The organism is Delftia tsuruhatensis, assembly GCF_903815225.1.
Taxonomy (GTDB): Bacteria; Pseudomonadota; Gammaproteobacteria; order Burkholderiales; family Burkholderiaceae_C; genus Comamonas; species Comamonas tsuruhatensis_A.
The window spans coordinates 5,260,955-5,287,152 of the sequence record NZ_LR813084.1; the positions used below are offsets into that span (position 1 = coordinate 5,260,955).

At 66.3% G+C, this 26,198-nt stretch carries 26 protein-coding genes and 3 pseudogenes; 18 read left to right on the plus strand and 11 right to left on the minus strand.

The genetic code is table 11. From position 1 onward, the window contains the following. Positions 1-7: 7 nt before the first annotated feature. Positions 8-1,306 (minus strand): NAD(P)/FAD-dependent oxidoreductase, encoded by a 1,299-nt coding sequence (locus L1Z78_RS23950; protein ID WP_234638831.1) that lies wholly within the window; start codon positions 1,304-1,306, stop codon positions 8-10. Then, positions 1,306-1,611, minus strand: a complete 306-nt coding sequence (locus L1Z78_RS23955) for a non-heme iron oxygenase ferredoxin subunit (protein ID WP_234638832.1) — start codon at positions 1,609-1,611, stop codon at positions 1,306-1,308. Before L1Z78_RS23955 ends, L1Z78_RS23950 begins: the two co-directional genes overlap by 1 nt. A 319-nt stretch (positions 1,612-1,930) precedes the next feature. Here L1Z78_RS23955 and L1Z78_RS23960 point away from each other — a divergent pair, with 319 nt between their 5' ends. Genes L1Z78_RS23960 through L1Z78_RS24000 form a run of 9 tightly spaced genes read left to right on the plus strand, consistent with a single transcriptional unit; the run spans position 1,931 to position 12,248 of the window. Then, complete coding sequence (locus tag L1Z78_RS23960) at positions 1,931-3,040, plus strand: TRAP transporter substrate-binding protein (RefSeq protein ID WP_234638833.1); 1,110 nt, start codon at positions 1,931-1,933, stop codon at positions 3,038-3,040. A 40-nt stretch (positions 3,041-3,080) separates the two neighbouring features. Further along, positions 3,081-3,641, plus strand: a complete 561-nt coding sequence (locus L1Z78_RS23965) for a TRAP transporter small permease subunit (protein WP_234638834.1) — start codon at positions 3,081-3,083, stop codon at positions 3,639-3,641. Next, a complete protein-coding gene (locus L1Z78_RS23970; protein WP_234638835.1) occupies positions 3,638-5,122 on the plus strand; it encodes a TRAP transporter large permease in 1,485 nt (494 codons plus the stop codon). The genes L1Z78_RS23965 and L1Z78_RS23970 overlap by 4 nt, the downstream gene beginning before the upstream one ends. A 33-nt stretch (positions 5,123-5,155) precedes the next feature. Next, positions 5,156-7,537 carry a xanthine dehydrogenase family protein molybdopterin-binding subunit gene (locus L1Z78_RS23975; protein ID WP_234638836.1) on the plus strand — a complete coding sequence of 794 codons (2,382 nt, stop codon included), beginning with the start codon at positions 5,156-5,158 and terminating at the stop codon, positions 7,535-7,537. Between the two features lie 10 nt (positions 7,538-7,547). Next, positions 7,548-8,432, plus strand: a complete 885-nt coding sequence (locus L1Z78_RS23980; RefSeq protein WP_234638837.1) for an FAD binding domain-containing protein — start codon at positions 7,548-7,550, stop codon at positions 8,430-8,432. Further along, on the plus strand, positions 8,429-9,649 hold the full coding sequence (locus tag L1Z78_RS23985) for a xanthine dehydrogenase family Fe-S subunit (protein ID WP_234638838.1): 1,221 nt from the start codon (positions 8,429-8,431) through the stop codon (positions 9,647-9,649). Before L1Z78_RS23980 ends, L1Z78_RS23985 begins: the two co-directional genes overlap by 4 nt. Before the next feature lie 24 nt (positions 9,650-9,673). Further along, positions 9,674-10,693, plus strand: a complete 1,020-nt coding sequence (locus L1Z78_RS23990) for an ABC transporter substrate-binding protein (protein WP_234638839.1) — start codon at positions 9,674-9,676, stop codon at positions 10,691-10,693. Beyond that, positions 10,690-11,496, plus strand: a complete 807-nt coding sequence (locus L1Z78_RS23995; protein WP_234638840.1) for an ABC transporter ATP-binding protein — start codon at positions 10,690-10,692, stop codon at positions 11,494-11,496. The genes L1Z78_RS23990 and L1Z78_RS23995 overlap by 4 nt, the downstream gene beginning before the upstream one ends. Beyond that, positions 11,493-12,248, plus strand: a complete 756-nt coding sequence (locus L1Z78_RS24000) for an ABC transporter permease (protein WP_234638841.1) — start codon at positions 11,493-11,495, stop codon at positions 12,246-12,248. The genes L1Z78_RS23995 and L1Z78_RS24000 overlap by 4 nt, the downstream gene beginning before the upstream one ends. A 77-nt stretch (positions 12,249-12,325) precedes the next feature. Here the strand turns inward: L1Z78_RS24000 and L1Z78_RS24005 are convergent, their stop codons facing one another. The 5 genes from L1Z78_RS24005 to L1Z78_RS24025 all read right to left on the minus strand — a co-directional run bounded on the left by L1Z78_RS24005 (position 12,326) and on the right by L1Z78_RS24025 (position 16,897). Then, positions 12,326-13,063 (minus strand): amino acid ABC transporter ATP-binding protein, encoded by a 738-nt coding sequence (locus L1Z78_RS24005; RefSeq protein WP_234638842.1) that lies wholly within the window; start codon positions 13,061-13,063, stop codon positions 12,326-12,328. Between the two features lie 26 nt (positions 13,064-13,089). Beyond that, on the minus strand, positions 13,090-13,761 hold the full coding sequence (locus L1Z78_RS24010; protein WP_234638843.1) for an amino acid ABC transporter permease: 672 nt from the start codon (positions 13,759-13,761) through the stop codon (positions 13,090-13,092). Position 13,762: 1 nt separating this feature from the next. Continuing rightward, on the minus strand, positions 13,763-14,515 hold the full coding sequence (locus L1Z78_RS24015; RefSeq protein WP_234638844.1) for an amino acid ABC transporter permease: 753 nt from the start codon (positions 14,513-14,515) through the stop codon (positions 13,763-13,765). Between the two features lie 115 nt (positions 14,516-14,630). Further along, a complete protein-coding gene (locus tag L1Z78_RS24020; RefSeq protein WP_234638845.1) occupies positions 14,631-15,530 on the minus strand; it encodes a transporter substrate-binding domain-containing protein in 900 nt (299 codons plus the stop codon). A 431-nt stretch (positions 15,531-15,961) separates the two neighbouring features. After that, positions 15,962-16,897, minus strand: a complete 936-nt coding sequence (locus tag L1Z78_RS24025) for a LysR family transcriptional regulator (RefSeq protein ID WP_234638846.1) — start codon at positions 16,895-16,897, stop codon at positions 15,962-15,964. Between the two features lie 205 nt (positions 16,898-17,102). Between L1Z78_RS24025 and L1Z78_RS24030 the strand changes: the two genes are divergently transcribed. From L1Z78_RS24030 to L1Z78_RS24040, 3 genes are read left to right on the plus strand one after another with little or no spacing between them, the layout of a single operon-like run. Continuing rightward, entirely contained in the window at positions 17,103-17,648 is a 546-nt protein-coding gene (locus tag L1Z78_RS24030; protein WP_234638847.1) for a TRAP transporter small permease, read from the plus strand. Next, on the plus strand, positions 17,645-18,943 hold the full coding sequence (locus L1Z78_RS24035) for a TRAP transporter large permease (RefSeq protein WP_234638848.1): 1,299 nt from the start codon (positions 17,645-17,647) through the stop codon (positions 18,941-18,943). The genes L1Z78_RS24030 and L1Z78_RS24035 overlap by 4 nt, the downstream gene beginning before the upstream one ends. Before the next feature lie 32 nt (positions 18,944-18,975). Beyond that, entirely contained in the window at positions 18,976-20,019 is a 1,044-nt protein-coding gene (locus tag L1Z78_RS24040) for a DctP family TRAP transporter solute-binding subunit (protein WP_234638849.1), read from the plus strand. 58 nt (positions 20,020-20,077) lie between these two features. On the opposite strand, the gene L1Z78_RS24045 is transcribed toward L1Z78_RS24040, so the two are convergent. After that, complete coding sequence (locus L1Z78_RS24045) at positions 20,078-20,683, minus strand: TetR/AcrR family transcriptional regulator (RefSeq protein ID WP_234638850.1); 606 nt, start codon at positions 20,681-20,683, stop codon at positions 20,078-20,080. Positions 20,684-20,862: 179 nt separating this feature from the next. Between L1Z78_RS24045 and L1Z78_RS24050 the strand changes: the two genes are divergently transcribed. Beyond that, positions 20,863-21,282: an LIC_13387 family protein gene (locus L1Z78_RS24050; RefSeq protein ID WP_234638851.1), complete on the plus strand. Its 420-nt coding sequence runs from the start codon at positions 20,863-20,865 to the stop codon at positions 21,280-21,282. A 3-nt stretch (positions 21,283-21,285) separates the two neighbouring features. Further along, the gene (locus tag L1Z78_RS24055) at positions 21,286-21,702 is read left to right on the plus strand and encodes a hypothetical protein (RefSeq protein ID WP_234638852.1); all 417 of its coding nucleotides are present in this window, start codon (positions 21,286-21,288) and stop codon (positions 21,700-21,702) included. On the opposite strand, the gene L1Z78_RS24060 is transcribed toward L1Z78_RS24055, so the two are convergent. After that, positions 21,699-22,031 (minus strand): hypothetical protein, encoded by a 333-nt coding sequence (locus L1Z78_RS24060; RefSeq protein WP_234638853.1) that lies wholly within the window; start codon positions 22,029-22,031, stop codon positions 21,699-21,701. The genes L1Z78_RS24055 and L1Z78_RS24060 overlap by 4 nt on opposite strands. 354 nt (positions 22,032-22,385) lie before the next feature. Between L1Z78_RS24060 and L1Z78_RS24065 the strand changes: the two genes are divergently transcribed. Continuing rightward, on the plus strand, positions 22,386-23,132 hold the full coding sequence (locus L1Z78_RS24065) for a TetR/AcrR family transcriptional regulator (RefSeq protein ID WP_234638854.1): 747 nt from the start codon (positions 22,386-22,388) through the stop codon (positions 23,130-23,132). Positions 23,133-23,150: 18 nt separating this feature from the next. Here the strand turns inward: L1Z78_RS24065 and L1Z78_RS24070 are convergent. Further along, positions 23,151-23,576 (minus strand): annotated as a pseudogene (locus tag L1Z78_RS24070) (NAD(P)-dependent oxidoreductase); the annotation flags it as partial. Positions 23,577-23,585: 9 nt separating this feature from the next. Here L1Z78_RS24070 and L1Z78_RS24075 point away from each other — a divergent pair. The 3 genes and pseudogenes from L1Z78_RS24075 to L1Z78_RS24085 form a co-directional block, all read left to right on the plus strand. Continuing rightward, positions 23,586-23,985, plus strand: a pseudogene (locus tag L1Z78_RS24075) (transposase); the annotation flags it as partial. Between the two features lie 62 nt (positions 23,986-24,047). Further along, on the plus strand, positions 24,048-24,863 hold the full coding sequence (locus L1Z78_RS24080) for a hypothetical protein (RefSeq protein WP_234638855.1): 816 nt from the start codon (positions 24,048-24,050) through the stop codon (positions 24,861-24,863). Between the two features lie 136 nt (positions 24,864-24,999). Continuing rightward, positions 25,000-25,320 (plus strand): annotated as a pseudogene (locus L1Z78_RS24085) (transposase); the annotation flags it as partial. A gap of 396 nt (positions 25,321-25,716) precedes the next feature. On the opposite strand, the gene L1Z78_RS24090 reads toward L1Z78_RS24085, so the two are convergent. Next, entirely contained in the window at positions 25,717-26,118 is a 402-nt protein-coding gene (locus tag L1Z78_RS24090; RefSeq protein ID WP_234638856.1) for a LysR family transcriptional regulator, read from the minus strand. Positions 26,119-26,198: the final 80 nt, after the last annotated feature.

Below are 26,198 nucleotides of genomic sequence, written 5' to 3' on the forward strand. Positions count from 1 at the left end.
GTCTCCGTCAGGGATGGCTCGCGGGGGAAGGGGCAGGGGTGGGGGTCTGGAGCAAGGCGCGCACCTGCTGGCGCAGGGGCGTGCCGGTATCGCACAGCGCCACGGGATCGCAGGCGGTCCCGGCATCCACCAGCGGCCTGAGGGTGCGCAGCTCGCCGCCTGCGTTGACGGCGATGGCGTGCAGGATCTGGCCGCCGTCGCTCGCGCCCATCAGCAGGAAGCGGGGCGCCTGCGCGCCATCGTCCGCCTCCCGGCGGCATCGATAGGTCAGCCCGGGCACGGGCATGCCCAGCATCTGCAGGTTGCAGCCGAACTGGTCGCTCCAGAACCAGGGGGCCGACAGACCCGGGGTGGAGGCGCCGACCATGGCGGCGGCCGCGATGCGGGCCTGCTCGTTGGCGCTCTGCCAGGACTCCAGGCGCAGTTCGGCGCCCAGGTGCGGATGGAACTGGCTGGCGCAGTCGCCGGCGGCAAAGACATGGGGGGCACTGGTCGCGCCGAGGCCATCTATGCATATGCCGTGGTTGGTCCCGTGGATGGCAATCCCCGCGCGCCGGGCCAGGTCCACGTCGGGCTCCAGGCCGGCCGCCACGGCCACCATGTCGGCCCGCAGCACCCCGTGGCCCGCCGGCACGGCCGTGACGCCGTGGCCATCCGCATGCAGGTCGCCGACCACGGCCTCCAGGTGCAGGTCCACACCGGCGTCCTGCGCGCGCTGGCCCAGCCATTGCGAGAACACGGGCGGCACGGCGCGCGCCAGCAGGCGCGGTGCGCTTTCCAGCACGCAGACCTCCAGCCCCATGCCGCGCGCGGTCGAGGCCAGCTCCAGGCCCAGGAAACCGCCGCCCACGATGAGCAGGGACCGGTGCCGCAGCAAATCCTCGCGCAGCCGGGCGGCATCCTGCGCGGAGCGCAGATAGTGCACGCGCGGCGTTCCCGCAGGCAGCCGGGGCAGGCCGCGCGCCCGGCCGCCGGTGGCGATCAGGCATTGGTCATAGCCGATGCGCCGGCCGTCGCCCAGGCGGGCCTGTCGCGCCGCCACATCGAGGTCGGTGACCGCAAGGCCCGCCAGCACTTCGATGCGCTGCGACGCGTAGAACCCGGCCGGGTGCACCGCGATCGCGTCCGGCGCCACATCACCGGACAGCACGCCCTTGGACAGCGGGGGGCGCTCATACGGCAGCCCGGCCTCGGCCCCCACCAGGACGATGCGGCCCTCGAATCCGAACGAGCGCAGGCACGCCGCCGCCGTGGCACCGGCCTGGCCCGCGCCGATGATGAGGATGGTCCGATCCATGGCGGCCATCACGCATCCACCAGGACATCGGCGCCCTCGACGCGCACCGGATAGACACGGATCGGCTGCGATGCCGGCGCGCACAGCGCCTGTCCGCTGCGCAGGTCGAAGCGCGCCTGGTGCAGCGGGCATTCCACGCAGCCGTCCTCCACATAGCCCTCGGACAGCAGCGCGTACTGGTGCGTACACACGTTGTCCGTCACATGGAAGGCGCCCGCGCTCTGGAAAAGCGCCAGATGAAGCTCGCCGACACGGATGGCCAGGGCTTCATCCTCACCCAGCTGGTCGGTGGTCGCGATCTTGGTCCAGGTCATGTCTTGTCCTCGGTTGCACATGAATTAACTTCAGTGTACTGATCGAATAAAAGCAAGAACTAAGTACTTTCCTGAAGAACACCACACTGTGCAGCTTGATTTTTGCAATGCACAAAACATCAAGGCATGCGGCATTCAAGAATGAAGATCACGGTATCCAAGGGCTTCCCACGTATCAAGCCGGACATGGAAATAAGGGAAAGCACTTCCCACCATCTGCATTGACTACGCAAAATTCACTCAGTACGCTGATCACATAAGCCCAACCCATCCAGACCTACGGCCCAGGGCAGGCCGGCCCCACACCCAGGGAGTTCCCATGCAGCGACGCAGCCTGATCCACCACTCCGCCCTTGCCGGTCTCGCGGGCCTTGCCGGCGCGGCTTCGGCGCCGGCGGTCCTGGCACAGACCCCCGCCCGGGCATCGGCCAGCGTCAAGTGGCGCATGTCCACCAGCTGGCCCAAGAGCCTGGACACCATGTACGGCTCCGCCGAGCACCTGTGCAAGCGCGTGGCCGAGCTGACCGAGGGGAAGTTCCAGATCCAGTGCTTCGCCGGCGGCGAGATCGTGCCGCCCGCGCAGAACATGGAAGCCGTCAGCAGCGGCACCATCGAATGCAACCACGTGCTGGCCTCGGCCTTCATCGGCAAGAACACGGCGGTGGCCTTCGACACGGGGCTGCCCTTCGGCCTCAATGCACGCCAGCACAACGCCTGGATGCAGTTCGGCGGCGGCATGGAGCTGCTGCGCGAGATGTACCGCAAGCAGGGCATCGTGAACCTGGTCTGCGGCAACGTGGGCGTGCAGATGGGCGGCTGGTACCGCAAGCCCATCAAGCGCGTGGAGGACCTCAGGGGCCTGAAGATGCGCATCGGCGGCATTGGCGGCATGGTGATGTCCAAGCTCGGCGCGGTGCCGCAGCAGATTCCCGCGGCCGACATCTATCCCTCGCTGGAGAAAGGCACCATCGACGCCGCCGAATGGATAGGACCCTATGACGACGCCAAGCTGGGCCTGCAGAAGGTGGCGCAGTACTACTACGCGCCCGGCTGGTGGGAGGGCAGCGCCTCCATCACGGCCATGGTCAACGCCAAGGCCTGGGACGCGCTGCCACCGGCCTACAAGGCGGCCTTCGAGTGCGCGGCCAACGAGCAGACCGTCAAGATGCTGGCCGACTACGACTTTCGCAATCCCGAGGCGCTCAAGCGCCTGGTGGGCCAGGGCGCCAGGCTGTCGTACTTTCCGCGTCCCGTGATGGATGCCGCGTTCAAGGCATCCGGCGAGCTGTTCGATGAACTGGCCGCCGCCAACCCGGACTTCAAGGCCCTGCTGCCCGGCTGGCTCAAGTTCCGCCGCGACCAGGCCAGCTGGTTCCGCGTGGCCGAGGCGGAGCTGGACAACTACACCTTCGCCCGCGTCACGCAATAAGCCCCCGGCGCCTGCCGCGCCGCCCGCCGAGGACCGCCCCATGACATCCCCTTCGCCGAACGACGGCGCCCTGCCCGCCTGGGTGCGGGCCATCGACCGCCTGAGCGACGGCGCCGCCGTGCTCGCCCAATGGGCGCTGCTGGCCGCCTGCGTGATCAGCGGCGGCAATGCCATCGTGCGCTTTGCCCTGGGCACCAGCTCCAACGGCTGGCTGGAGATCCAGTGGTACCTGTTCGGCGCCGGCGTGATGCTGGGCGCGGCCCAGGTGCTGCGCATGAACGAGCATGTGCGCGTGGACCTGTTCTACGGACGCTGGTCGGCGCGGGCCCAGGTGTTCATGGACCTGTTCGGGCTGGTCCTGTTCCTGCTGCCCGTCATGGGGCTGTTCGCCTGGATGTCCTGGCCGCTGTTCGTGGACATGCTGCGCTCGGGCGAGTCCTCGCCCAACGCGGGCGGCCTGATCCGCTGGCCCGCCATGCTGCTGCTGCCGCTGGGCTTCGGCCTGCTGGTGCTCCAGGGCGTGGTCGAGATCGCCAAGCGCCTGCTGTGGCTGGGCAACCGCCATCCGATGCGCACGCACTACGAGAGGCCGCTGCAATGAGCCTCGAGCATTTCCCGCCCCTGATGTTCGGGGCCCTGGTCGCCATCCTGCTGCTGGGCTTTCCGGTGGCTTTTTCCCTGGCTGCGCTGGGCGTGGCCTGCGGCGGCATCGCCATCTTCATGGGCTGGTTTCCGGCCGGCTTTCTGTCTGCGCTGCCTCTCAATGTGTTCGGCATCCTGTCCAACGACCTGCTGCTGGCCATTCCCTTCTTCACGCTCATGGGCTGCGTGCTGGAGCGCTGCGGCCTGGCCGAGGACATGCTCGACTCCATGGGCCAGCTGTTCGGCCCCGTGCGCGGCGGCCTGGGCTACTCGGTCATCATCGTGGGCTTCATCCTGGGCGCCATCACGGGCACCGTGGCCGGCCAGGTGATCGCCATGGCCATGATCTCGCTGCCGGTGATGATGCGCTACGGCTACAGCATGCGCTATGCGACGGGCGTGCTGTCGGCCTCGGGCACCATCACCCAGATCGTGCCGCCCTCGCTGTGCCTGATCGTCCTGGCCGACCAGCTCGGCCGTTCGGTGGGCGACATGTACAAGGGAGCCTGGGGGCCGGCCATCCTGCAGGTGCTGCTGTTCGTGCTCTACACCTTCCTGGTGGGGCGGCTGCGGCCCGGCGACGTGCCCGGCATCCCGAAGCAGGCCCGCCAGCTGCACGGCTGGGCGCTGTGGGGCAAGTGCCTGCGCGGCATCATTCCCTCGGCCTTTCTGATCTTCGCGGTGCTGGGCTCCATGGGCGGGCTGCCCGGCCTGGACACGGCCGTCGCCACGCCGACCGAGGCGGGCGCCATGGGCGCGCTGGGGGCGTTCCTCCTGGCCGCGCTGCACCGCCGCCTGAGCTGGCCGCTGCTGCGCAGCGCCATGGCGGCCACCATGCGCATGACGGCCATGGTGGTGTTCATCCTGATCGGCTCGCGCGCCTTCTCACTGGTCTTCCAGGGGGTCAGCGGCGGCGTCTGGATCGAGGACATGCTGGCCCACCTGCCCGGCGGGCAGCTGGGCTTTCTCATCGCCGTCAATGTCTTCATCTTCTTCCTGGCGTTCTTCCTGGACTTCTTCGAGATCGCCTTCATCATCCTGCCGCTGCTGGCCCCCGTGGCCCAGAAGCTGGGCATCGACCTGGTGTGGTTCGGCGTGCTGATCTGCGTGAACATGCAGACCAGCTTCATGCACCCACCCTTCGGCTTCTCGCTGTTCTACCTGCGCGGCATCTCCGACCAGCTGCACAAGGAAGGCAAGCTGCCGCGCAAGGTGCTGTCCAGGGACATCTACCTGGGTGCCATCCCCTGGGTGGCGATGCAGCTGATCCTGGTGGCCATCGTGATCTTCGTGCCCCAGACCGTGACCGCCTTCCTGGACAAGGAGCAGGCCGTGGACACCGACAAGGTGCAGCTCAACTTCCAGAACCACCAGGAAACACCGGACCCCGACCGGGAGCGCGACGACCTGTCCCGGCTTTTCGGCGGCGAGGCCAAGTGAGAACCCGAGAGAACAGGCAGCCAGGAGAACACGATGGAACACAGTCCCCATGAACAGGTCCAGGGCCAGGGTGTCGGCGCGCGCGTGCAGCGCAAGGAAGATGCGCGGCACCTGCACGGGCGCGGCCAGTTCGTCGCCGACATGAGCATGCCCCTGCTCAGCGAGGTGGCCTTCCTGCGCAGCCCCTTCGCCCACGCCCGCATCGTGGGCGCGCGGCTGCCGCAGGATGCCGGCGGGCGCGTGGTGCTGCGCGAGGCCATGGCCGATGCGCTGGACATCGTCGCCGAGTCCGCGCTGCCCAGCTACCAGTCCTCGGCCCAGCCGCCACTGGCCAGCGGCAAGGTGCGCTTCGTCGGCGAGCCCGTGGCCATGGTCTTCGCGCCCACGCGCGCCGAGGCCGAGGACCTGGCCGAGACCGTGGAGATCGATTTCGAGGACCTGCCCGTCTATGCCGATACCGCCAGCGCGCTGGCCGCGCGGCAGGACTTCGTGCATGACGGCTGGACGCACAACCGCTTCGTCACGCTCAGGGCCGACACGCGCTTCGACGAACTGGCCCGGTCCGCCACGCTGGTGGTGCGCCGCTCCATGGACCTGGCGCGCCACTGCATGGTGCCCATGGAAGGCAAGGCCGTGCTGGCCTGCTGGGACCACCAGGCGGACCAGTTGGTCGTCTACACCGCGACCCAGGTGCCGCACATGATCCGCACCATCCTCGCCCGATGCCTGGGCCTGCCCCAGGAGCAGGTGCGCGTGATCGCACCCGACGTGGGCGGCGCCTTCGGCTACAAGTGCGTGCTGCAGCAGGAAGAGCTGTGCGTGGCCTGGCTGGCCAAGACCCATCGCCGGCCCTTCCGCTATCTGGAGGACCGGCGCGAGCACCTGATCGCGGGCGCCAACACCCGCGAGCACCACTACGACATGGTGGCCTACGCCGACGAGCGCGGAAAAATCCTCGCCCTGGACGCCCACATCGTCATCGACGGCGGCGCCTATTCGGTGTGGCCCTTCACCATCGGCCTGGAGCCGGGCCAGGCCGTGGGCAACCTGCCCGGCCCCTACGCCTTTCGCGGCTACCGCTGCCTGACCGAATGCGTGGCCACGAACAAGCCCGGCTTCGTGCCCTACCGCGGCGTGGCGCGCACCGGCGTGTGCTTTGCCATCGAGCTGACCCTGGACGCCGTGGCGCGCGCGGCCGGGCGCGAACCCTGGGAGGTCCGGCTGGAGAACCTGGTGCCGGCCGAACAGATGCCCTATGTCAACGTCACCCACAAGCATTTCGACAGCGGCGACTACCCGGCCAGCCTGCGCAAGGCGCACGAGATGATCGGCTTCGACGCCCTGCGCGAGCGCCAGCGGCGCGGCGAGGTCGACGGGCGGCGGATCGGCGTGGGCTTTGCCACCTATACCGAGCAATCGGCCCACGGCACCTCGGTGTTCGCGGCCTGGGGCACGCCGGTGATACCGGGCTTCGACTCGGCCACCGTGCGGCTGACGCCCGATGGCGGCCTGGAGATCCGCGTCGGCGTGCATTCGCACGGCCAGGGCATGGAGACCAGCTTCGCCCAGATCGCCCATGAGATCCTGGGCGTGGACATCGCCCGCGTGCGGCTGGTGCACGGCGACACGGGGCAGACGCCCTACTCCACGGGCACCTACGCCTCGCGCTCGCTGGTCATGTCCGGGGGCGCGGTCTCGCGCGCCTGCAAGCTGCTGGCGCCGCGCCTGCTGCACATCGGCGCGCATCTTCTCCAGGCCGACGCGCAGGAGGTGGCGCTGGCGGGCGCGAGCGTGGTGGGACCGCAGGGCACGGTCACCATCGCCGAGATCGCCCAGGCCTGGTACCTGCGCCCCGACCGCCTGCCCGCCGACGTCGACCGCGCGGGCCTGGAGACCACGGCAGGCTTCAAGCCCGCCGTGGACACGGGCGCCTTCACCTATGCCAGCCATGCCGTGGCCGTGGCGGTGGACACCGATACCGGCCATGTCGAGATCCTCGACTACGTGATCGTCGAGGACTGCGGCACCATGGTCAATCCGCTCATCGTCGAAGGCCAGACCTATGGCGGCGTGGCCCAGGGCATAGGCACGGCCCTCTACGAGGAAACGCCCTACGACGGCAACGGCCAGCCCCTGGCCTCCACGCTGGCCGACTACATGCTGCCCGGCGCCACCGAGGTCCCGCGCATGCGCATACACCACTTCGAGACGCCATCGCCGCACACCGAATTCGGTGCCAAGGGCATGGGCGAAGGCGGCGCCATCGCACCGCCGGCCGCCATCTTCAACGCCGTGAACGACGCCATCCAGGGCCTGGGCGCCGAGGTCTCGCACACGCCGCTGACGCCGCGCCGCCTGCTGGAGGCGCTGGAGCGGGCGCAGGCGCAGAAGGCGCAAAGCCTACAGGCCGCGTGAAGGAGCCAGGATGAAAGCAGCACTTTTCGAATACATCCGCCCCGCCACGCTGGACGAGGGCCTGCAGCACCTGGCAGACACGCCTGGCGCCAAGGCCCTGGGCGGCAGCCAGTCCCTGGGCCCCATGCTCAACCTGCGGCTGGCCCGGCCCCGGGCCGTGGTCGATATAGCGGCCTTGCCGCAGATGCGCGAGGTCACGGTCTCGGGTTCGGGCCGGGACGCCACCATCCGCATCGGCGGCGCCGTGACGCATGCCGAGATCGAGGACGGCCTCCACGCGCCGCTGCGCGGCACGCTGCTGCAGTCCGTGGCGGGCGGCATCGCCTACCGGGCCATCCGCAACCGCGGCACCGTGGCCGGCAGCCTGGCCCATGCGGACCCGGCCGCCGACTGGGTGCTGGCCATGACGGCGCTGGCCGCCCGGCTCGAACTGCGCTCGGCCGGCGGCGCGCGCATGCTGCCCATGGAAGGCTTCATGCAGGGCGCCTACACCACCGCGCTGGCGCCCGGCGAGATCATCGCCGCCATCCATGTGCCACAGCTGGACGCCAGCGCACGCTGGGGCTATGCCAAGTTCTGCCGCAAGACCGGCGAGTTCGCCGAAGCCAGCTGCTGCGCCGTGTTCGATCCGCCGCGCGGTTTCGCGCGCGTGGTGATCGGCGCGCTGGACGGTGCGCCCCGGCCCTTGCCGGCCATCGCCGCGCTCGTGGCCGGATCCGGCGCCTTGCCATCCAGGGCACGCATCGACGAGGCCGTCGCAGCCTCGGCCCCCACCAAGGACAGCATCGACCGCCAACGGATCACCACCGCCGTGCTGCGCTGCCTGGAACAGGTATTGGGGCCGGTACTGGAGCAGACATCGGGGCCGTTGCCGGAGCCGGAGAAAAAGCCATGACCGCCGTCACCATCACCATCAACCAGCAGCCTGTCCGCCGCGACGTGGCGCCCCGCATGCACCTGGCGGACTTCGTGCGCGAAGAAGCGCGGCAGACCGGCACCCACCTGGGCTGCGAGCACGGCGTCTGCGGCGCCTGCACGGTACTGCTGGACGGCCAGCCCGTGCGCTCGTGCATCAGCTTCGCGGTCGCCTGCGACCACCAGGCCGTGACCACGGTCGAAGGCCATGGCGACGACCCGGTGATGGCGCTGCTGCGCCCCGCGTTCTCGCGCCACCACGCGCTGCAATGCGGCTTTTGCACGCCCGGCATGCTGGCGACCGCACGCGACATCGTGCTGCGCTTTCCCGAAGCCGACGAAGACCTGGTGCGCGTCGAACTCTCGGGCAACCTGTGCCGCTGCACGGGCTACATGGGCATCGTCAACGCGGTGCTGGACGTGCTCGCCCAATGCCGGGGCGATGGCGTGCCCGCCGTCTCGGCGCTGCGCGCCGCCCAGCCGCGCGTGTTCCGACAGGCTCCCGCCCTGGGCGGGGACGATGCGCCCTTCCAGACCTTCCAGGCCACGGATACGGGCCTGCTGCCCGAGGCGCAGGCGCAGGCCTTGCCCGGGCCATCCGTGCAGGCAGCGGGTGCGCAAGCGGGCGCCGAAGTCAAGGGCGGCACCCGCATCCAGGGCCGCTTCACCGTGCCCTACCCCGTACAGGCCGTCTGGCAGTTCATGGCCGACCTGCCGGCCGTGGCAGGCTGCCTGCCGGGCGCCGAGCTGGCCGAGCAGACGGGAGACCGCATCAAGGGCCGCGTGGCCATACAGCTCGGCCCCATGTCGGCCAGCTTCAACGGCGCGGCCCGCCTGGAGCGCGACGAGGCCGCGCGCTCGGCCACGCTCAGGGGCGCGGGCCAGGACTCGGTCAGCAAATCGCGCGCCAACGGCGATGTCGCCTACCGATTGGTCGAGGTCGATGCCACGACGACCCGCGTGGAGGTCGATCTGCTCTATTCCCTGCAAGGCCCGCTGGCGCAGTTCTCGCGCTCCGGCCTGGTCAAGGACTTCGTGGCCCGGCTGATCCAGGAGTTCGGCCGCAACGTGGCCCTGCGCATGGACCCGGATCGCGCACCCGGCGAGCCCCTGCCCGCCGCCCGGCTCAATGCCTTCAGCCTGGGCCTGTCGGTGCTGTGGTCGCGCTTGAAGCGGCTTTTCCAGCGCAGCGATTGATCCCATCCTTGTCAGGAGACCTCCATGCACAGTCCCCTCACCCGCAGGGCCGCCGGCCTGGCGCTGGCCGGCCTCGGCCTGGCACTTTCGGCCCCCGCCACGGCCCAGCCGCTGGAAAAGATCAAGGTGCGCATGGACTGGACGCCCTGGGGCGTGCAGGCCGCCATGCACCTGGCCCAGCACAAGGGCTGGTTCAAGGCGGCGGGCCTGGACGTGCAGCTCGAAGACGGCAATGGCTCGGTGACCACGGTGCAGATCGTGGGCGGCGGCGACCAGTTCGACGTCGGACATGCCGCGCTGGCCTCGATGATGATCGCGCGCGACAAGGGCCTGCCCGTCAAGGCCATCGCGGTCTTTGCCCGCCTCAGCGACATCGGGCTGCTGGTGCCGCGCGATGGCGGCATCCGGGGCCCCGGCGATCTCAGGGGCAGGAAGGTGGCCTATACCGCCGGCTCGCTGGAGGCGCCCTTCATCGACGCCTTCCTGGCCGCAGGCGGCCTCAAACGCAGTGACCTCGAACTGGTCAACATCGATGCGGCCGGCAAGGCCGCCTCCTATGCGGCGGGGCGCGCCGACGCAGCCTTCTCGACCATTCCCTTCTTCCTGCCCGTGGTGTCGCAGACACGTCCATCACAGGCCATCCGCTTCGCGGACCACGGGTTGAGCATGCCCAGCTTCGGCCTGTTCGCCACCGAAGCGCGGATCGCCGCGCGCCGCGAGCCCATCGCCCGCTTCACCAGCATCGTCGCGGCCACCTGGCAGTACATCTACAACGGCCACGAGGACGAGGCCGTCGAGGCCCTCATCGCCCAGCGGCCCCAGGCCCGGCTGGACAAGGCCGTGCTGCGCGGCCAGCTCCAGGCGCTCAGGGGCTTCTTCCAGTTGCCGCCACCGGCCGGCCAGCGGCTGGGCACGCCGGTCGCATCGGACTTCAGCGCGGCGGTGAAGACGCTGACCGATGCGGGCCTGCTCAAGTCGATCAAGGATGGCAACGCTTTCTTCGTGCCCGACCTGGTCCGCCCTGCGCCGGAGGTTCCGAAATGAACGCATCGACCATCACCGCGCACGACGTGCGCAAGCTCTATCCGGGCGAGCCGCCGCTGACCGCGCTGGACGGCATCTCGCTGGACATCCGCGCGGGCGAGTTCGTCAGCATCCTCGGGCCCAGCGGCTGCGGCAAGAGCAGCTTTCTGCGCTGCATCGCGGGCCTGGAAGAGATCACATCGGGTGGCCTCCTGGTGGACGGCCGCGCGGTGGCCGGCCCCCCGGACCATGTCGGCATGGTGTTCCAGCGCGACGCGCTGCTGGAGTGGCGCACCGTCGAGCGCAACATCCTGCTGCCCATCGAATTCGCGCGCAAGCCGCTGGCCGCCTACCGGCAGCCCCTGCACGAGCTGCTGCGGCTGGCCGGGCTGTCCGACTTCGGCGGCAAGTACCCGCGCCAGCTGTCGGGCGGCATGCGCCAGCGCGCCGCGATCTGCCGCGCGCTGATCGACCAGCCGCGCCTGCTGCTGATGGACGAGCCCTTCGGCGCGCTGGACGCGCTGACCCGCGACCAGATGAACGCCGAGCTGCAGCGCATCTGGCTGGAGACGCGCAACACCGTCGTCTTCGTGACCCACGGTATTGCCGAGGCCGTGTTCCTGGCCGACCGCGTGGTCGTGTTCTCGCCCCGGCCCGGGCGCATCGCCGACATCATCGACATAGACCTGCCCAGGCCGCGCCCGCTGGCCGTGCGCGAGACGCCCGAGTTCGGCCGCCACACCCAGCGCATCCGCGCCCTGTTCCAGCAGATGGGCCTGATCAGCGAAGCGCCGGGACGGCTCGACGAAGGAGTGGCCGCATGACCCCCCGGGAACACCCGGCCCGGCGCTGGCTGCTGGGCACGCTGTCGATGGCCCTCTTCCTGATCGCCTGGGAAGCCCTGGTGCGCCTTCTGGAGATCAAGCCGATCACGCTGCCGCCCCCCACGGCCGTGCTGGCCGAACTGTGGGGTGAATGGCATTTCTACCTGGGCCACGCGGCCTATACGCTGCTCACCACCCTGGCGGGCTTCGTGCTGGCGGCCCTGGTCGGCGTGCTGCTGGCCACGCTGCTGGTGGGCTCGCGGCTGTTCGAGCACACGGTCTACCCCCTGATCATCGGCCTGAACAGCGTGCCCAAGGTGGCCATCGCCCCGCTGTTCGTGATCTGGCTGGGCACGGGCTCCGAGCCCAAGATCGCCATCGCCTTCCTGATCGCGGTGTTCGCCGTCATCGTGGATTCCGTGCACGGCCTGCGCTCGGTGCCCGGCGACGTGCTGGACCTGGGGCGGGTGCTCAAGGGATCGCGGCGAGACTTCTTCTTCAAGGTCCGGCTTCCGGGCGCCCTGCCGTCGATGCTGGCGGGCATGAAGGTGGCCATCTCGCTGGCGCTGGTGGGCGCCATCGTCGGCGAATTCGTGGCCTCGCAGCGCGGACTGGGCTACGTCATCCTGAGCGCGCAGGGCACCTTCGACACCCCGCGCGTCTTTGCCGCCGTGGTCATCCTGGCCTTCATGGGGCTGGGGCTGTACGGGGCGCTGGCCTGGGCGGAGCGCAGGTTCACGGCCTGGCGTTGAGGCTTTCACACAGATATGAAAAAGGGCGCCGAAGCGCCCTTTGTTTGATTGGACCGGCCCGCCTCGCGGCGGCGCCATCAGTGCTGCAGGATCTTGTTGAGGAATTCCTTGGTGCGGGGCTGACGTGCCTCGGGGTTGCCGAAGAATTCGTCCTTGGAGCAGTCCTCCAGGATCTTGCCGCCCACGTCCATGAAGATCACGCGGCTGGCCACCTTGCGGGCAAAGCCCATTTCGTGGGTCACGCACATCATGGTCATGCCTTCGTTGGCCAGGCCGATCATCACGTCCAGCACTTCGCCGACCATTTCGGGGTCCAGCGCCGAGGTGGGTTCGTCGAACAGCATCACGATGGGGTCCATGGACAGTGCGCGCGCAATGGCCACGCGCTGCTGCTGGCCGCCCGACAGCTGGCCCGGGAACTTGTCCTTGTGCGCCGTCAGGCCCACGCGGTCCAGCATCTTCAGGCCGCGCTTCTTGGCGTCGTCCGGGCTGCGGCCCAGCACCTTGACCTGGGCGATGGTCAGATTCTCGGTCACCGACAGGTGGGGGAACAGCTCGAAGTGCTGGAACACCATGCCCACGCGGCTGCGCAGCTTGGGCAGGTTGGTCTTGGGATCGTGCACGGCCACGCCGTCCACGAAGATCTCGCCCTTCTGGAAGGGCTCCAGCGCGTTGATGGTCTTGATCAGCGTGGACTTGCCCGAGCCCGAAGGGCCGCAAACCACGACCACTTCGCCCTTCTGGATGTTGGTGGAGCAGTCGGTCAGCACCTGGAAGCTGCCGTACCACTTGGAGACGTTCTTGAGTTCAATCATTGCAATTCCTCAAATGGGGTGCAGGCTCATCGAATGATGGCGATCTTCTTGTGCAGTCGCTTGACCATCCAGGACAGCGAATAGCACAGCACGAAATAGGTCACGCCAGCGGCCAGATAGGATTCGATGGGACGGCCGTAGTTCTTGCCGGCCACCTCGAAGCCCTTGAGCATGTCGTAGGCACCGATGGCGTAGACCAGCGACGTGTCCTGGAACAGGATGATGGTCTGGGTCAGCAGCACCGGCAGCATGTTGCGGAAGGCCTGCGGCAGCACCACGAGGCGCATGTTCTGGCCATAGGTCATGCCCATGGCCTGACCCGCGAAGACCTGGCCGCGCGGGATGGACTGAATGCCCGCGCGCATGATCTCGCTGAAATAGGCCGCCTCGAAGGCGATGAAGGTGATGATGGCCGAAGCCTCGGCGCCGATGGGGCGGCCGATGAGCAGCGGCATCAGCAGGAAGAACCACAGGATCACCATCACCAGCGGAATGGAGCGCATGCCGTTGACGTAGATGGTGGCGGGCACATCCAGCCACTTCTTGCCCGACAGGCGCATCAGCGCCAGCACGGTGCCGAAGGCCACACCGCCCAGCGTGGCGATGATGGTCAGCGTGACGCTGAAGTACAGGCCCTTCAGCACGAAGTTGCTGAAGAGATCCCAGGTGAAGAACGACCAGTCGATTTGCAGGTTCATGTCAGTGTCCTCCGCCGCTGGCAGCGATCAGGCCCGGGACGCGCGAGCGCTTCTCGATGAAGGCCATGATGCGGTTGATGGCAAAGGCGGAGACCACGTACAGGCCGGTGACGGCCAGGTAGATCTCGATGCCGCGCGAGGTCTCCTCCTGTGCCTGCATGGCGAACATGGTCAGCTCGGCCACGGACACGGCGAAGGCCACGGACGAGTTCTTGAACACGTTCATGGTTTCGCTGGTCAGCGGCGGGACGATGATCCGGAACGCCATGGGCAGCAGCACGTAGCGGTAGTACTGGAACGTGGTGAAGCCCAGCGCCATGCCCGCGTATCGCTGTCCGCGCGGCAGCGCCTGGATGCCCGAGCGCACCTGCTCGGCGATACGTGCCGAGGTGAAGAAGCCCAGCGCAAGCACCACGAGCACGAAGCCCGGCAGCGACTTCAGCGCAGGGAAGATCGACGGCACCACGTGGTACCACATGAAGATATGCACCAGCAGTGGAATGTTGCGAAACAACTCCACCCAGGCATTGCCCAGCCGCACGATCCACGGGCGGTCGGGCAGTGTGCGCAGCGTGCCGATCAGCGACCCCACGATCAGCGCGATCAGCAGGGACAGCAACGACACGGAAATGGTCCAGCCCCAGGCCGACAGCATCCAGTCGAGGTAGGTGATGTCGCCGTTCTTGCCGAAGCAGCTTTGACCCACCTCTTGGGTAATGGTGTCCTGGCAGAACACCTGCCAATCCCAACTCATAGGAGCACCTCTTTATTCAGATTCTTGAAAAATGCACTACCGGCAAAAAAACGGCGCCGCAACAAAAAACGCCCCTTCCAACCGCATGGCAGAAGGGGCGGCATTCAACTGGTACTTACTTGACTTCGTACGACTCCATGGGCTTGTCGTTGGGATTGGCCCACGCTTCCTTGGTGGCATCGGACAGGGGCAGGCCCACCTTCACATTGGCCGGAGGAATCGGCTGCATGAACCACTTGTCGTACAGCTTGGCCAGCGAGCCATCGGCGATCTGGCGCTTGATGGAGTCGTCCACGGCCTTCTTGAAGGCGGGGTCGTCCTTGCGCAGCATGCAGGCGATGGGCTCGACCGACAGGGTTTCGCCGACGATCTTGTAGTCGGCCGGAGCCTTGGACTTGGAGATGTTGGCGGCCAGGATGGAGCCGTCCATGATGAAGGCGTCGGCGCGGCCGGTTTCCAGCATCAGGAAGCTGTCGGCATGGTCCTTGCCCATGACTTCCTTGAAGGTCAGCCCGTCGGCACGCTTGTTCTTGCGCAGGGTCTGCACCGAGGTGGTGCCCGTGGTCGTGACCAGGGTCTTGCCGTTGAGGTCCTTGATGCCGGTGATGCCGGAGTTGGCCTTGACGGCGATGCGCACTTCCTCCACGTAGGTGGTCACGGCAAAGGCCACTTCCTTCTGGCGGGCCAGGTTGTTGGTGGTGGAGCCGCACTCCAGGTCCACCGTGCCGTTGGTCACCAGAGGAATGCGGTTCTGCGAGGTCACGGGCTGGAACTTGACGTCCAGCTTGGCCAGGCCCAGCTGCTTCTGGATGTCGGCCAGCACGCGCTCGCCCATCTCGGTATGGAAGCCCACGTACTTGCCGTTGCCCAGCGTGTAGCCCAGACCCGAGGATTCACGCACGCCCAGCGTGACGCTGCCGCTGGACTTGATCTTGGCCAGGGTGTCGCCAGCCTGCGCGAAAGCGCTGCCTGCGGCCAGGGCGGTCACGGCGATGGCCAACAAATGCTTCTTCATACGGTTCTCCTGAGATGAGGACGAAAACGGTCTTGGATGGGACGGTCGAGCCGCTAGTGGCTGGCTCGCACGATCTACGATGTGACACATATTGTGCAATCACGGAAGGTGCCAACGCATCGATGCGTGCTAGGGCTTTCCTGCACATCAGCTTGATTCCTACAAGCAACAGCCGTGCCACCACACGCCATTTCTGCCTGTTCAAACCTGCCGACGGGCCCGCGCACCGCATGTTTGCTGTGCGCGCACTCTAATGCCATGCGCTGTGGCGCAGCCAATGCCGTTTGCAGAAGGCGTTATGCACGGCATGCATAATAGGTATTTACCCTAGGCATAACCCGCTCACCAACTCGGGCTCTCCATGCATCAAAAAGGGGCGTGTACTGCGCTTGTACCGCCCCTTCGTGTCACCGCCCGGACAAAACGGCGTCTCAGCCGATGGTCTCGCCCTGCTCCAGCAGGAAATTCCAGAGCGCTCCGGCCACGCCCTGGGGCGCATCCTTGCTGGTCGGTTTTTCGCGGTAGGCGCGCACTTCCATGTCCATGCGAAAGCCATCGTTGCCGGCCGGTGCGGCGCTGACCAGGCGGCCGGCCTCCAGCTCGTTGCGCACGGCGCTGAAGGGCAGGAAGGCCACGCCATGGCCTTCGAGCGCCATGGCCTTGAGGCCTTCGGCCATGTCGGTCTCGTAGACACGCTCCAGGTGCACGGCCTCGCCCGATTCCTTGAGGATGAGCTCGGTCACGCGCCCCAGGTAGGCGCCGGGCGCATAGCCCAGATAGGGCAGGGGCTGGCCCTGGCGCCCGGGCAGCAGGTGCATGGGCTGTCCGTCGGCGTCGGGACGCGTATAGGGCGCCAGCACCTCATGCCCCAGGCTGACCATCTCGTAGCGCGCGGGATCGAGCTGGAAGGGCTGGGACGGATGGAAGTAGGCGATCAGCAGGTCGCAGCCGCCCTCGACCAGCCGCATCACGGCATCGTGCACATTGAGCGCGAACAGCCGGCTGCGGAAGGGGCCGAACTGGGCCTGCACGCTGGAGACCCAGTTGGGAAAGAAGGTGAAGGCCAGCGTGTGCGGCACGGCAAAGCCCACCATGCCCTTGCCCGCGCTGACATGGGCACGCAGCATGGTGCGCGTGCTTTGCAGCGATTGCAGCATCTCCAGAGCCTGGTCATACATGGTCTTGCCAGCCGGCGTGAGCCGGGTCGGGTAGGAGCTGCGGTCCACCAGGTCCGTCCCCGCCCAGGCCTCCAGGGCCTGGATGCGGCGCGAGAACGCGGGCTGGGTCACGTGGCGCAGTTGGGCCGAGCGGCTGAAACTGCGTGTTTCAGCGAGGCTGACGAAATCTTCTAGCCATTTGGTTTCCATGGGCGCCATTATCCGCTGGGCCGTGGCGGGAGGCTGACGGCCAGGGATGGCCCGTCTGGCACGCAGCAAGGATGCGCACATAATGGCGCTGCGCCGCATTTACCCAATGTGACATTTTTTCCTCACGGCCCCCGGCACACGACGCCGAGGAAGCTCAGTGACTGCATCTGCCCTGCCATGTGTACTTTTCTGACTCCCCGCGTCCATGTCTTCCCCTCCCACCGAAAACGGCGCCGCTGAGACGCCTTCGCAGCCGGACGAGCCGCGTTCGCTGCGCATCGAGGACTGGCTCACCGTGGCGATCATGGCCCTGCTGGCCCTGATCACCTTCGCCAATGTGCTGGTGCGCTACTTCACCTCCTCCTCCTTCGCCTGGACCGAGGAGATCTCGGTCTTCCTGATGATCCTGCTGGCCATGGTCGCGGGCTCGGCGGCCGTGGCGCGCAATGCGCATATCCGCATCGAGTACTTCGCCGACAGCGGCAGCGCCCTGCGCCGCCGGCGCCTGGCGCGCTTCGGCACGCTGATGGTGGCGCTGCTGTTCGCCGTGATCGCCGCCCTGAGCGTGCGCGTGGTCTGGGACGACTACCGCTTCGAGGAGACTTCGCCCGGCATCGGCGTGCCGCAGTGGTGGTATTCGATGTGGCTGCCCATCTGCTCGGCGCTGATCACGGCGCGCGCGCTGCAGTTGTTCAGGCGCCAGGGCCGCCCCGGTGCCTTCGAGGACGCCCCCGGGGAGAAGGCGCCATGATCGCGACGCTGCTCTTCATCGCCTTCCTGGGCCTGATGTTCCTGGGCGTGCCCATCGGCGCGGCCCTGGGCTTGGCGGGCGCCGCCGCCATCGCGCTGGCCAGCCCCGACACGCAGTGGTTCGGCCTGCTGGCCGTGCCGCAGAATTTCTACGCCGGCCTGGGCAAGTACCCGCTGCTGGCGATTCCCATGTTCGTGCTCGTGGGCTCGATCTTCGACCGCTCGGGCGTGGCGCTGCGCCTGGTGAACTTCGCCGTGGCCATCGTCGGGCGTGGCCCTGGCATGCTGCCCCTGGTGGCGATCGCCGTGGCCATGTTCCTGGGCGGCATCTCGGGCTCCGGCCCGGCCAACGCGGCCGCCGTGGGCGGCGTGATGATCGCGGCCATGGGCCGCGCCGGCTACCCGGGCAGCTTCTCGGCCAGCGTGGTGGGCGCGGCCGCGGCCACCGACATCCTGATCCCGCCCTCGGTGGCCTTCATCATCTATTCGGTGCTGGTGCCCGGCGCCTCGGTGCCGGCGCTGTTCGCGGCCGGCATGATTCCCGGCATCCTGGCCGGCGTGGCGCTGATCGTGCCGGCCGTGTGGATGTCGCGCAAGCACAGGATGGGAGCGCTGGAAGCCTCCATGCCGCGCCCGCCGTTCTGGCGCAGCCTGCGCGAGGCCTCCTGGGGCCTGGCCGCGCCGGTGCTGATCCTGGGCGGCATGCGCGCGGGCTGGTTCACGCCCACCGAAGCCGCCGTGGTGGCCGTGTTCTACGGCCTGTTCGTGGGCATGGTGATCCACCGCACCATCACGGTGCGCGACCTGTATCCCATCCTGCGCGAGGCGGGCGAACTGTCGGCCGTGATCCTGCTGGTGGTCTCGCTGGCCGGCATCTTCGCGTTCTCGCTGTCCACACTGGGCGTGATCGATCCCGTGGCGCAGGCCATCGTGAATTCGGGCCTGGGCGAGTACGGCGTGATGGCGCTGCTGATCCTGTTGCTGATCACCGTGGGCATGTTCCTGGACGGCATCTCCATCTTCCTGATCTTCGTGCCGCTGCTGCTGCCCATCATGCAGCACTACCACTGGGACCCGGTCTGGTTCGGCGTCATCCTCACGCTCAAGGTGGCGCTGGGCCAGTTCACGCCGCCGCTGGCCGTGAACCTGATGGTGTCCTGCCGCATCGCGGGCGTGCGCATGGAGTCCACCGTGCGCTGGGTCGGCCCCATGCTGCTGGCCATGTTCCTGGTGATGATCGCCGTGATCGCCTTCCCGCAGCTCGCTCTCTGGCTCCCCGCTCGCCTGGGCTACTGATTTCCCCACAATTCAACAAGGAGACCTTCGCAATGAAACTTCGCAGCTTCCTCGCCAGCGGCCTGGCCGCGGCCGCCGCCCTGGCCCTGTCGGCCACGCCCGTGATGGCGCAGACCCCGGCCAAGTACAAGAGCGAGTACCGCATGTCCCTGGTGCTGGGCACGGCCTTCCCCTGGGGCAAGGGCGGCGAGATCTGGGCCAACAAGGTGCGCGAGCGCACCAGCGGCCGCATCAACATCAAGCTGTACCCGGGCGTGTCCCTGATCCAGGGCGACCAGACGCGCGAGTTCAGCGCGCTGCGCCAGGGCGTGATCGACATGGCCGTGGGCTCCACGCTGAACTGGTCGCCCCAGATCAAGGAGCTGAACCTGTTCGCCCTGCCCTTCCTCATGCCCGACTACGCGGCCGCCGACGCGCTCACGCACGGCGAGCCCGGCAAGCGCCTGTTCCAGCGCCTGGAAAAGGCCGGCGTGGTGCCGCTGGCCTGGGGCGAGAACGGCTACCGCGAAATCAGCAACTCCAAGCACGCCATCAAGACCCCCGCCGACCTCAAGGGCCTGAAGATCCGCGTCGTGGGCTCGCCGCTGTTCCTGGACACCTTCACCGCACTGGGCGCCAACCCCACGCAGATGAGCTGGGCCGATGCCCAGCCCGCCATGGCCAGCGGCGCCGTGGATGGCCAGGAAAATCCGGTGTCGGTCTACATGGCCGCCAAGCTGCAGTCCGTGGGCCAGAAGCACCTGACCCTGTGGGGCTACATCAACGACCCGCTGATCTTCGTGGTCAACAAGGACATCTGGGCCACGTGGACCAAGGAAGACCAGGACATCGTGCGCCAGGCCGCCATCGATGCCGCCAAGGAGCAGATCGTGATCGCGCGCAAGGGCATGATCGAGGCCGACAAGCCCCTGCTCAAGGAGCTGGCCGCCAACGGCGTGACCGTGACCCAGCTGTCGCCCACGGAACGCGAAGCCTTCGTCAAGGCCACGCGTCCCGTCTACGACAAATGGAAGCAACAGGTGGGAACCGACCTGGTCGATGTGGCCGAGAAGGCCATCGCCGCCCGAAATCGTTAGAATGCTACTGGTTGATCGCCACGCTCCAGTAGAAGGCCCCGCATCGCGGGGCCTTTTTTTATGGCGTTGACCCGTCCTGCCCTGCGCCGGCAGGCATCAGCATGGCCGTGCCCATCTCGCACAACAGTTCCTCCAGCACCCCCGAGGCGATCAGCGGCGACGCCTCCAGCGAGGCAAAACGCACCGTACCCAGCACGGCGCGCGTGGCCACGTACAGGCGCGCATGGGACAGCGAAGGCCCACCCCAGCGCTGCAGGTGGGCGGCCATGCGCTCGGCGGTCTCGCGCATGGACAGGGCGATGCGCTCGTCGCCATCCTGCCGCCAGGCAAAGCGCGCGAGCTTGCGCCGCGCGGGCGTGCGGCCTGCGAAACCGTCGACGATGCGGACGATCACGCCACGCGCCACGGCCTCCCGCTCCAGCCCCTGCTCGGAGGCCTTCTCCAGCCAGGCCTCGATGGCCGCGATGGCCTCGCGGCGCTGGCCGTCGACCATGGCTCGGAAGATGGCCTGCTTGTCGGGGAAGTACTGGTAGAGCGTGCCGATGGAGACGCCCGCACGCTCGGCGATGCGGTTGGTGGTGAGTGCGCCCTCCCCCTCCTTGACCAGAATCTGAGCAGCTGCCTGCAAGATGGCCGCCAGCGTGCGTTGGGAACGCGCCTGCACGGGCTGCCTTCTCCTCTGGGATTCAATGGTCTGAGATGAACGGGGAGGCATGCGGAAAAACCTGAGCACAAGGCGAGTTTCAGGGCGCCAGTTTAGTGGCTACAGTGATCGCAATCTCTCTGATCCAACTGCGCCATGTTGAATACGAAGAAGCCTGCCAAGGCCCGCGAGGTACACCGATGAACTGGCCCGCCACACTGATCGCTCTTGCGGGCGCCCTGATGGCCGCCCTGGGCGCCATCCACCTGCTGTACACGCTGCACGGCCACCGGCTGGATCCGGTGGACGCCACCCTGATCGCGGCCATGCGCCGCACGCCCTTGCACATCACGCGCGAAACCGACATGTGGCGCGCCTGGACCGGTTTCAATGCCAGCCACAGCCTGGGAGCCATGGGCTTCGGCAGCATGCTGTGCGGCCTGGCGCTCAGCGATGCCACCCTGTTCAGCCGCCATCCGCTGCTGGCGGCCTGGGCCTTGTGCATGGCCGCCGGCTACCTGTGGATCGCGCGTGCCTGCTGGTTCTCCATACCCCGACGCGGGCTGCTGCTGTGCCTGTGTCTGTTGGCGGCAGGTCTGCTGGCGCTGGTTGCGCACTGAGCCATGCAGGAGCTGTCCCGCCTGTCCCTGGTGGCAGCGGCCTTGCTGGACGCAGCTGCCGCCCTCGCCCACTTCGCCTGCATCGCCTGGGGCGCACCGGCACTGCGCCTGCTGGGCGCCGGCGAGCGCATGGCGCACATGGCCGAGGCAGGCCATTGGTATCCGCCGCTGGTATCGGCGGCCATCGGCATGCTGCTGTCGCTGTTCGCCGCCTGTGCACTGGCAGGCGCGGGCATCCTGCCCCCCGCGCCCTTCATGCAACCGTTGCTGGGCTCTGCCGGCTTGCTGTTCCTGGCGCGGGCCGCGGCCTTTCCCTGGCTGAAGCCGAGGTTCCCCTGCAACAGCGACCGCTTCTGGCATGTCTCGTCGGCCCTGTGCCTGGCCATGGGGCTGCTGCATCTGGCCGGCCCGACCCGCTAATTCACCCGCACCTTGACGGTGGCCGTGACAGGCTTGCCATCCACCAGGACCGGCTTGTGGTGGTCATCCGCCAGCAGCACACCGATCACATGCTCGCCCTGCCACTCAGGGCATGCGCCCAGATGCGCGCGGATCAGGCTGCCGCCCACATCGCTGTTCATGCTGTTGTAGGGTCGTCCAGGCAGATTGCAGGAATCCCCTTGCGGGTCCACCTTGAGGTGAAGGTGGCCGCAACGCCTGTCACCGCCGCACTGGCCGGCAGGCATGAGGCGGTAGTTGCTCTGGACGACCACGCCCACGCTGCGATCTCCGTCACGGCCTGCTGACACCGTGCTTCCTGGCGGCGGGAAAACGATCTCCAGACGGGCTGTGGGCTCCGCCGCCGGCGGACCATCGGCCGCTTGCGACCAGGCCAGGGAACACGACAGTGCCAGACCGGCACAGGTCAGGGTGCGGGCGCACCGACGAGACCATTGCATTGACTTCATGGAGGGCTCCTGGACAGATGCCTGAACACAAATGTAATCAGCGAATACATCCGTCAGCCGCAGTCTAATTCAAAAAATAATCAGCGATTACATTCCTGTGGCGACTCGTGCAAAAAGGAACGAACCGAGCGGTTTGCCAGGGGATGCCCAGCCTTGTTGCCGCCTGCCTGCATCAGTCCTGGCTATATTGGGCGCATGTCTCCCACACCCCCTGCCAGCCGTCACCACACGCCCCGCAACACCGTGAGCGGCGTGCATGAAAAAGAGTCCACGGAGGGGGTGCCCGCTCCGACAAAGCCCGCGGTGCGCGACACCTACCACCACGGACAGTTGCGCGAAGCACTGGTGTGCGCAGCCGTGCAACTGGTGGCTGAACGCGGCGTGGAGCAGTTGAGCGTGCGCGAAGCCGCAAAGCGCGCAGGTGTGTCCCCCGGCGCTCCGTTCCGCCATTTCGCCAATCGCACGGCCTTGCTCACCGCCGTGGCGGAGCAGGCCACCACGCAGTTGCGCCAGCGGGTGGAAGCGGCGCTGGAATCGGCGGTGCACGAAGCGCCACTGACACGCTTTGGCGCCATCGGACAGGCCTACCTGGACTGGGCGCGGGACTATCCAGAGCATTTCCAGGTGGTCAGCGACCGGCGTCTGATCGACTACGAGTCCTCCGCCAGCCTGCGCACGGACAACGATGCCATCCGCACCCATATGCAGTCGCTGCTCGGTGAAGCGCTGGGCAGCAGATCCGACACGGGCCTGGCCCAGCTGGCAGCACGGGCGCTGGTCTATGGACTGGCACGCATGGCGGTCGATGGCCACATGGCAGAGTGGGACGCAGCGTGCCCGGCCCAGCAGCCCGTCCAGGCGACGAATGCGGAAACCCGGGTGCTGAACTACTTCATCGGCCTGCTGCAGGCACGGCCGCAGCAACGGACGAGCCACCGCTGACGCCTGTCTCGGCGCCTTTCAGGCTGTGACGGGCGAGACCAGCGGCCTGCCCTCCAGATGGCAGCGCATGTTGGCGATGAAGCGGTCCACCGAGGCCTGCACGGCCTCGGGCGACCAGCCTCCCACATGCGGGGTGAGCACCACGGCGTCGAGCTCCAGCAGCTCGGCCGGCGGCGCGGGCTCGCTTTCGTAGACATCCAGGCCCGCACCGGCCAGGCGGCCTTCGCGCACGGCTGCGGCCAGCGCGGTCGTATCGACCACGCTGCCGCGAGCGATGTTGACCAGATGCCCCTGCGGGCCCAGTGCGTCCAGCACCTCGGCATTGATGAGATGGCGGGTTTCTGCACCGCCCGGCGTGGCCACCAGCAGCACGTCGGCCCACTGCGCCAGGGACAGCAGGTCACTGAAGTAGCGGTAGGGCAGCCCTCTGCGCGGGCTGCGGTTTGGTAGCCGACGGCCAGCGTCGTGGTGGCGGAGATCGACGTGCACATGTCGCGCTTTTCCACTGCGGACGATCCTGTGTCCTGAGCGGAGCTGTGTCCGTGCAGCGACGAGAGCGCCGGCAAGCGCCGCTCCACGCGCGTGCGCAAGAGCAGGACCTGGATCAAGACCACCTTGGTCGCTGCCGCCTGGGCTGCCGTGCGCGTCAAGACCAGCTACTTGCGTGCCCAACTCCTGCGCATCAAAGCCCGCCGCGGCGCCAAGAAGGCCATCCTTGCCGTGGCCGCATCGATGCCCACCGCTGGGCAACGAACACTTCGATCGCCAGGACAAGCCCAAGAAAATCCGCCGACTACTCAAACGGCTTCAGGACCTCGGTTGTGATGTACCGCTCGGGGAGCATACGACGTAGAGCTTCCTAGTAGCTATCACAGGCTAAACCCACACAAATGATATCGATTCTCATTCTCAACTATGCGCACAATCATCTACACTTCTTTTGCTTGGCGCGCGCTAAAGCAAGCTCAACTTCGCAACAATGGGATAGAGGGGAGAATCATGCTCAAAAAATCTGCAATGGGAATTGCATTGACAGCGGCATCTTTGACCAGCTTGGCACAAGATCCATTTTTGGGAAATGAGGAGATCGAAAAAAATGGAATTCCAATGATTGCGCGTAAATTCTCAGGTGCAATGGTTGGAATGGAGGGAGTCGTCACAATTCATCTGATCAAACTAGCCAGTGGCGGCTACCTTTATGACTCCGAACTTCAAACTCCTGACGCCATGGAATTCAATAAGAAAATATGCGAAATGCAGGGTGACAAACAGCTCAGCAAAGGCATCAGGATGGTAATTGGTGAAGACGAAAGAAATTTCCCAGTTAGCTGCGAGGCTAATGAAATCCCAAAGCAGAACTCAAAGAGCAAAAGCTCGAGTTACTATTACCCTGGTGATCAATGGGATTATCGGCCTGTTGTATCTTTGAGCTACGATCCATACCCCAGGGCTGGCAGCTATTCATTGGTTTCTGCCAGTGCAGGCGTAGACTTTTCCGTCGCCCGAGGAGGCGAGCTAGCTCTGTCTGTCGTTGCTCGAGGTATCCCCGGATGCTACAGCAATGGTTTTGTCATGGCTGGCTCCATACCAGTTGCCAATCTTCGTGTCTCCGTGGGTTGCTATATGTATCCTGCCCTTGCCGGCACTGGCGGCAAGGCAGTCATTGCACGCGCTTCTTCTGAAGGCGGGAAATTCTCTGCCGCAGAGTATGGAGTAATTGAGATTTTTTAAACCAGCATCCACTTCAATTCATATGAACTCATTCTACGACGCAGAAAAATCATCGCATCTTAGATGCGTGTTATGAATTTTCGCTCCTCGCGACCGGTAGCCCGGGTAGAGTTCGGCGATGCCTCGCAAGCCCTAGCCAACCGGCGTCAGCGATGAAGAATGGAGCTTTTCTGTACCCTACCTCACACTGATGGCCCAGCACGTACCGCAGCGTGTGCATGATTTGCGTGAGATCTTCAAAGCCTAACGCTGGCTAACTCGAGCAGGTGCACCCAGGCGGCTGCTGCCCAATGACCTGCCACCGTGGGAGGCGGTCTACCAACAAAGCCGGCGATGGCTGGATGCGGGTTGCTTCGATGCCACGGCGTCCGACCTTTACTCCATCATCCGCGTTGCGCAAGGTCGCCAGGGCCAGCCCAGTGCCGAGGCAATGGATGGGCGCACATTGCAGTCCAGCTGATCGACGAAGCATTCTAATTTTCTTGAGAGTGCTTATTCTTTCTATAGCCCGTACTGCATGGACGGGCACCATAACAGTCAGATCCGAATCAGCCAGCAAAAAAGGGGCAACCGCAAAATGTGAAATGTATGCCTTGATCATTCGCCTGTAGTCTGCAGCGCTAAAACCTTCATCAACGATACCCACGAAACCACTGGACGATACGAGCAGATGGGGACAGCGGCAATACTCCTCAGCGGTTTTTGGCGCAGGAGTATTCTTACCGGCCAGGCAAAGATATTCACCCTTCCCAAGACAATGCTCTGTCACCAGCAGGAATTTCAGCCCACTCGCAACGATGGCAACGTCGATGTGATGGCACATGAGCATAGCCTGCGCCAGATCGCTGTGGGTTCACGCGAATATTATGGCCAGCCCCGGCAGGTGCTTTTTCAGCATCAAAAGCGAATGGCTGTCCAAGGCAATTTTACGGTCATCCGGCAGACCTATTCTAATCGATCGTCCCTTTATTTCGCTGCCCAGCGTCGATGTAGCCAGCGCCTGACGGCATCGCTGAGGAGCCTCTTCCATGAGCAGATCCAACTCATCGGCCCTTGTGGCAGGACAAAGCCAGTGACCTATTGTCTCGAATAGCGGGTCGGAATAGAGCACGCACAGGCGACCCAGTGCAGCGCTGACCGCAGGCTGGGTCACCCCCAGTCGAATGGCGGCGCGGCTGGCTGCACCCTCTGCCATCAACCCTTCAAAGACCCTCAGCAAATTCAGATACACAGCATCGATTTCGGCTTTATTCACGTGGCATGGCCAAGGCAATATGGAGTTCGCTGCGCAAATTGTTTCGGCCTGAAATGCTCTTGTCAAAGATGGGCTGCAAT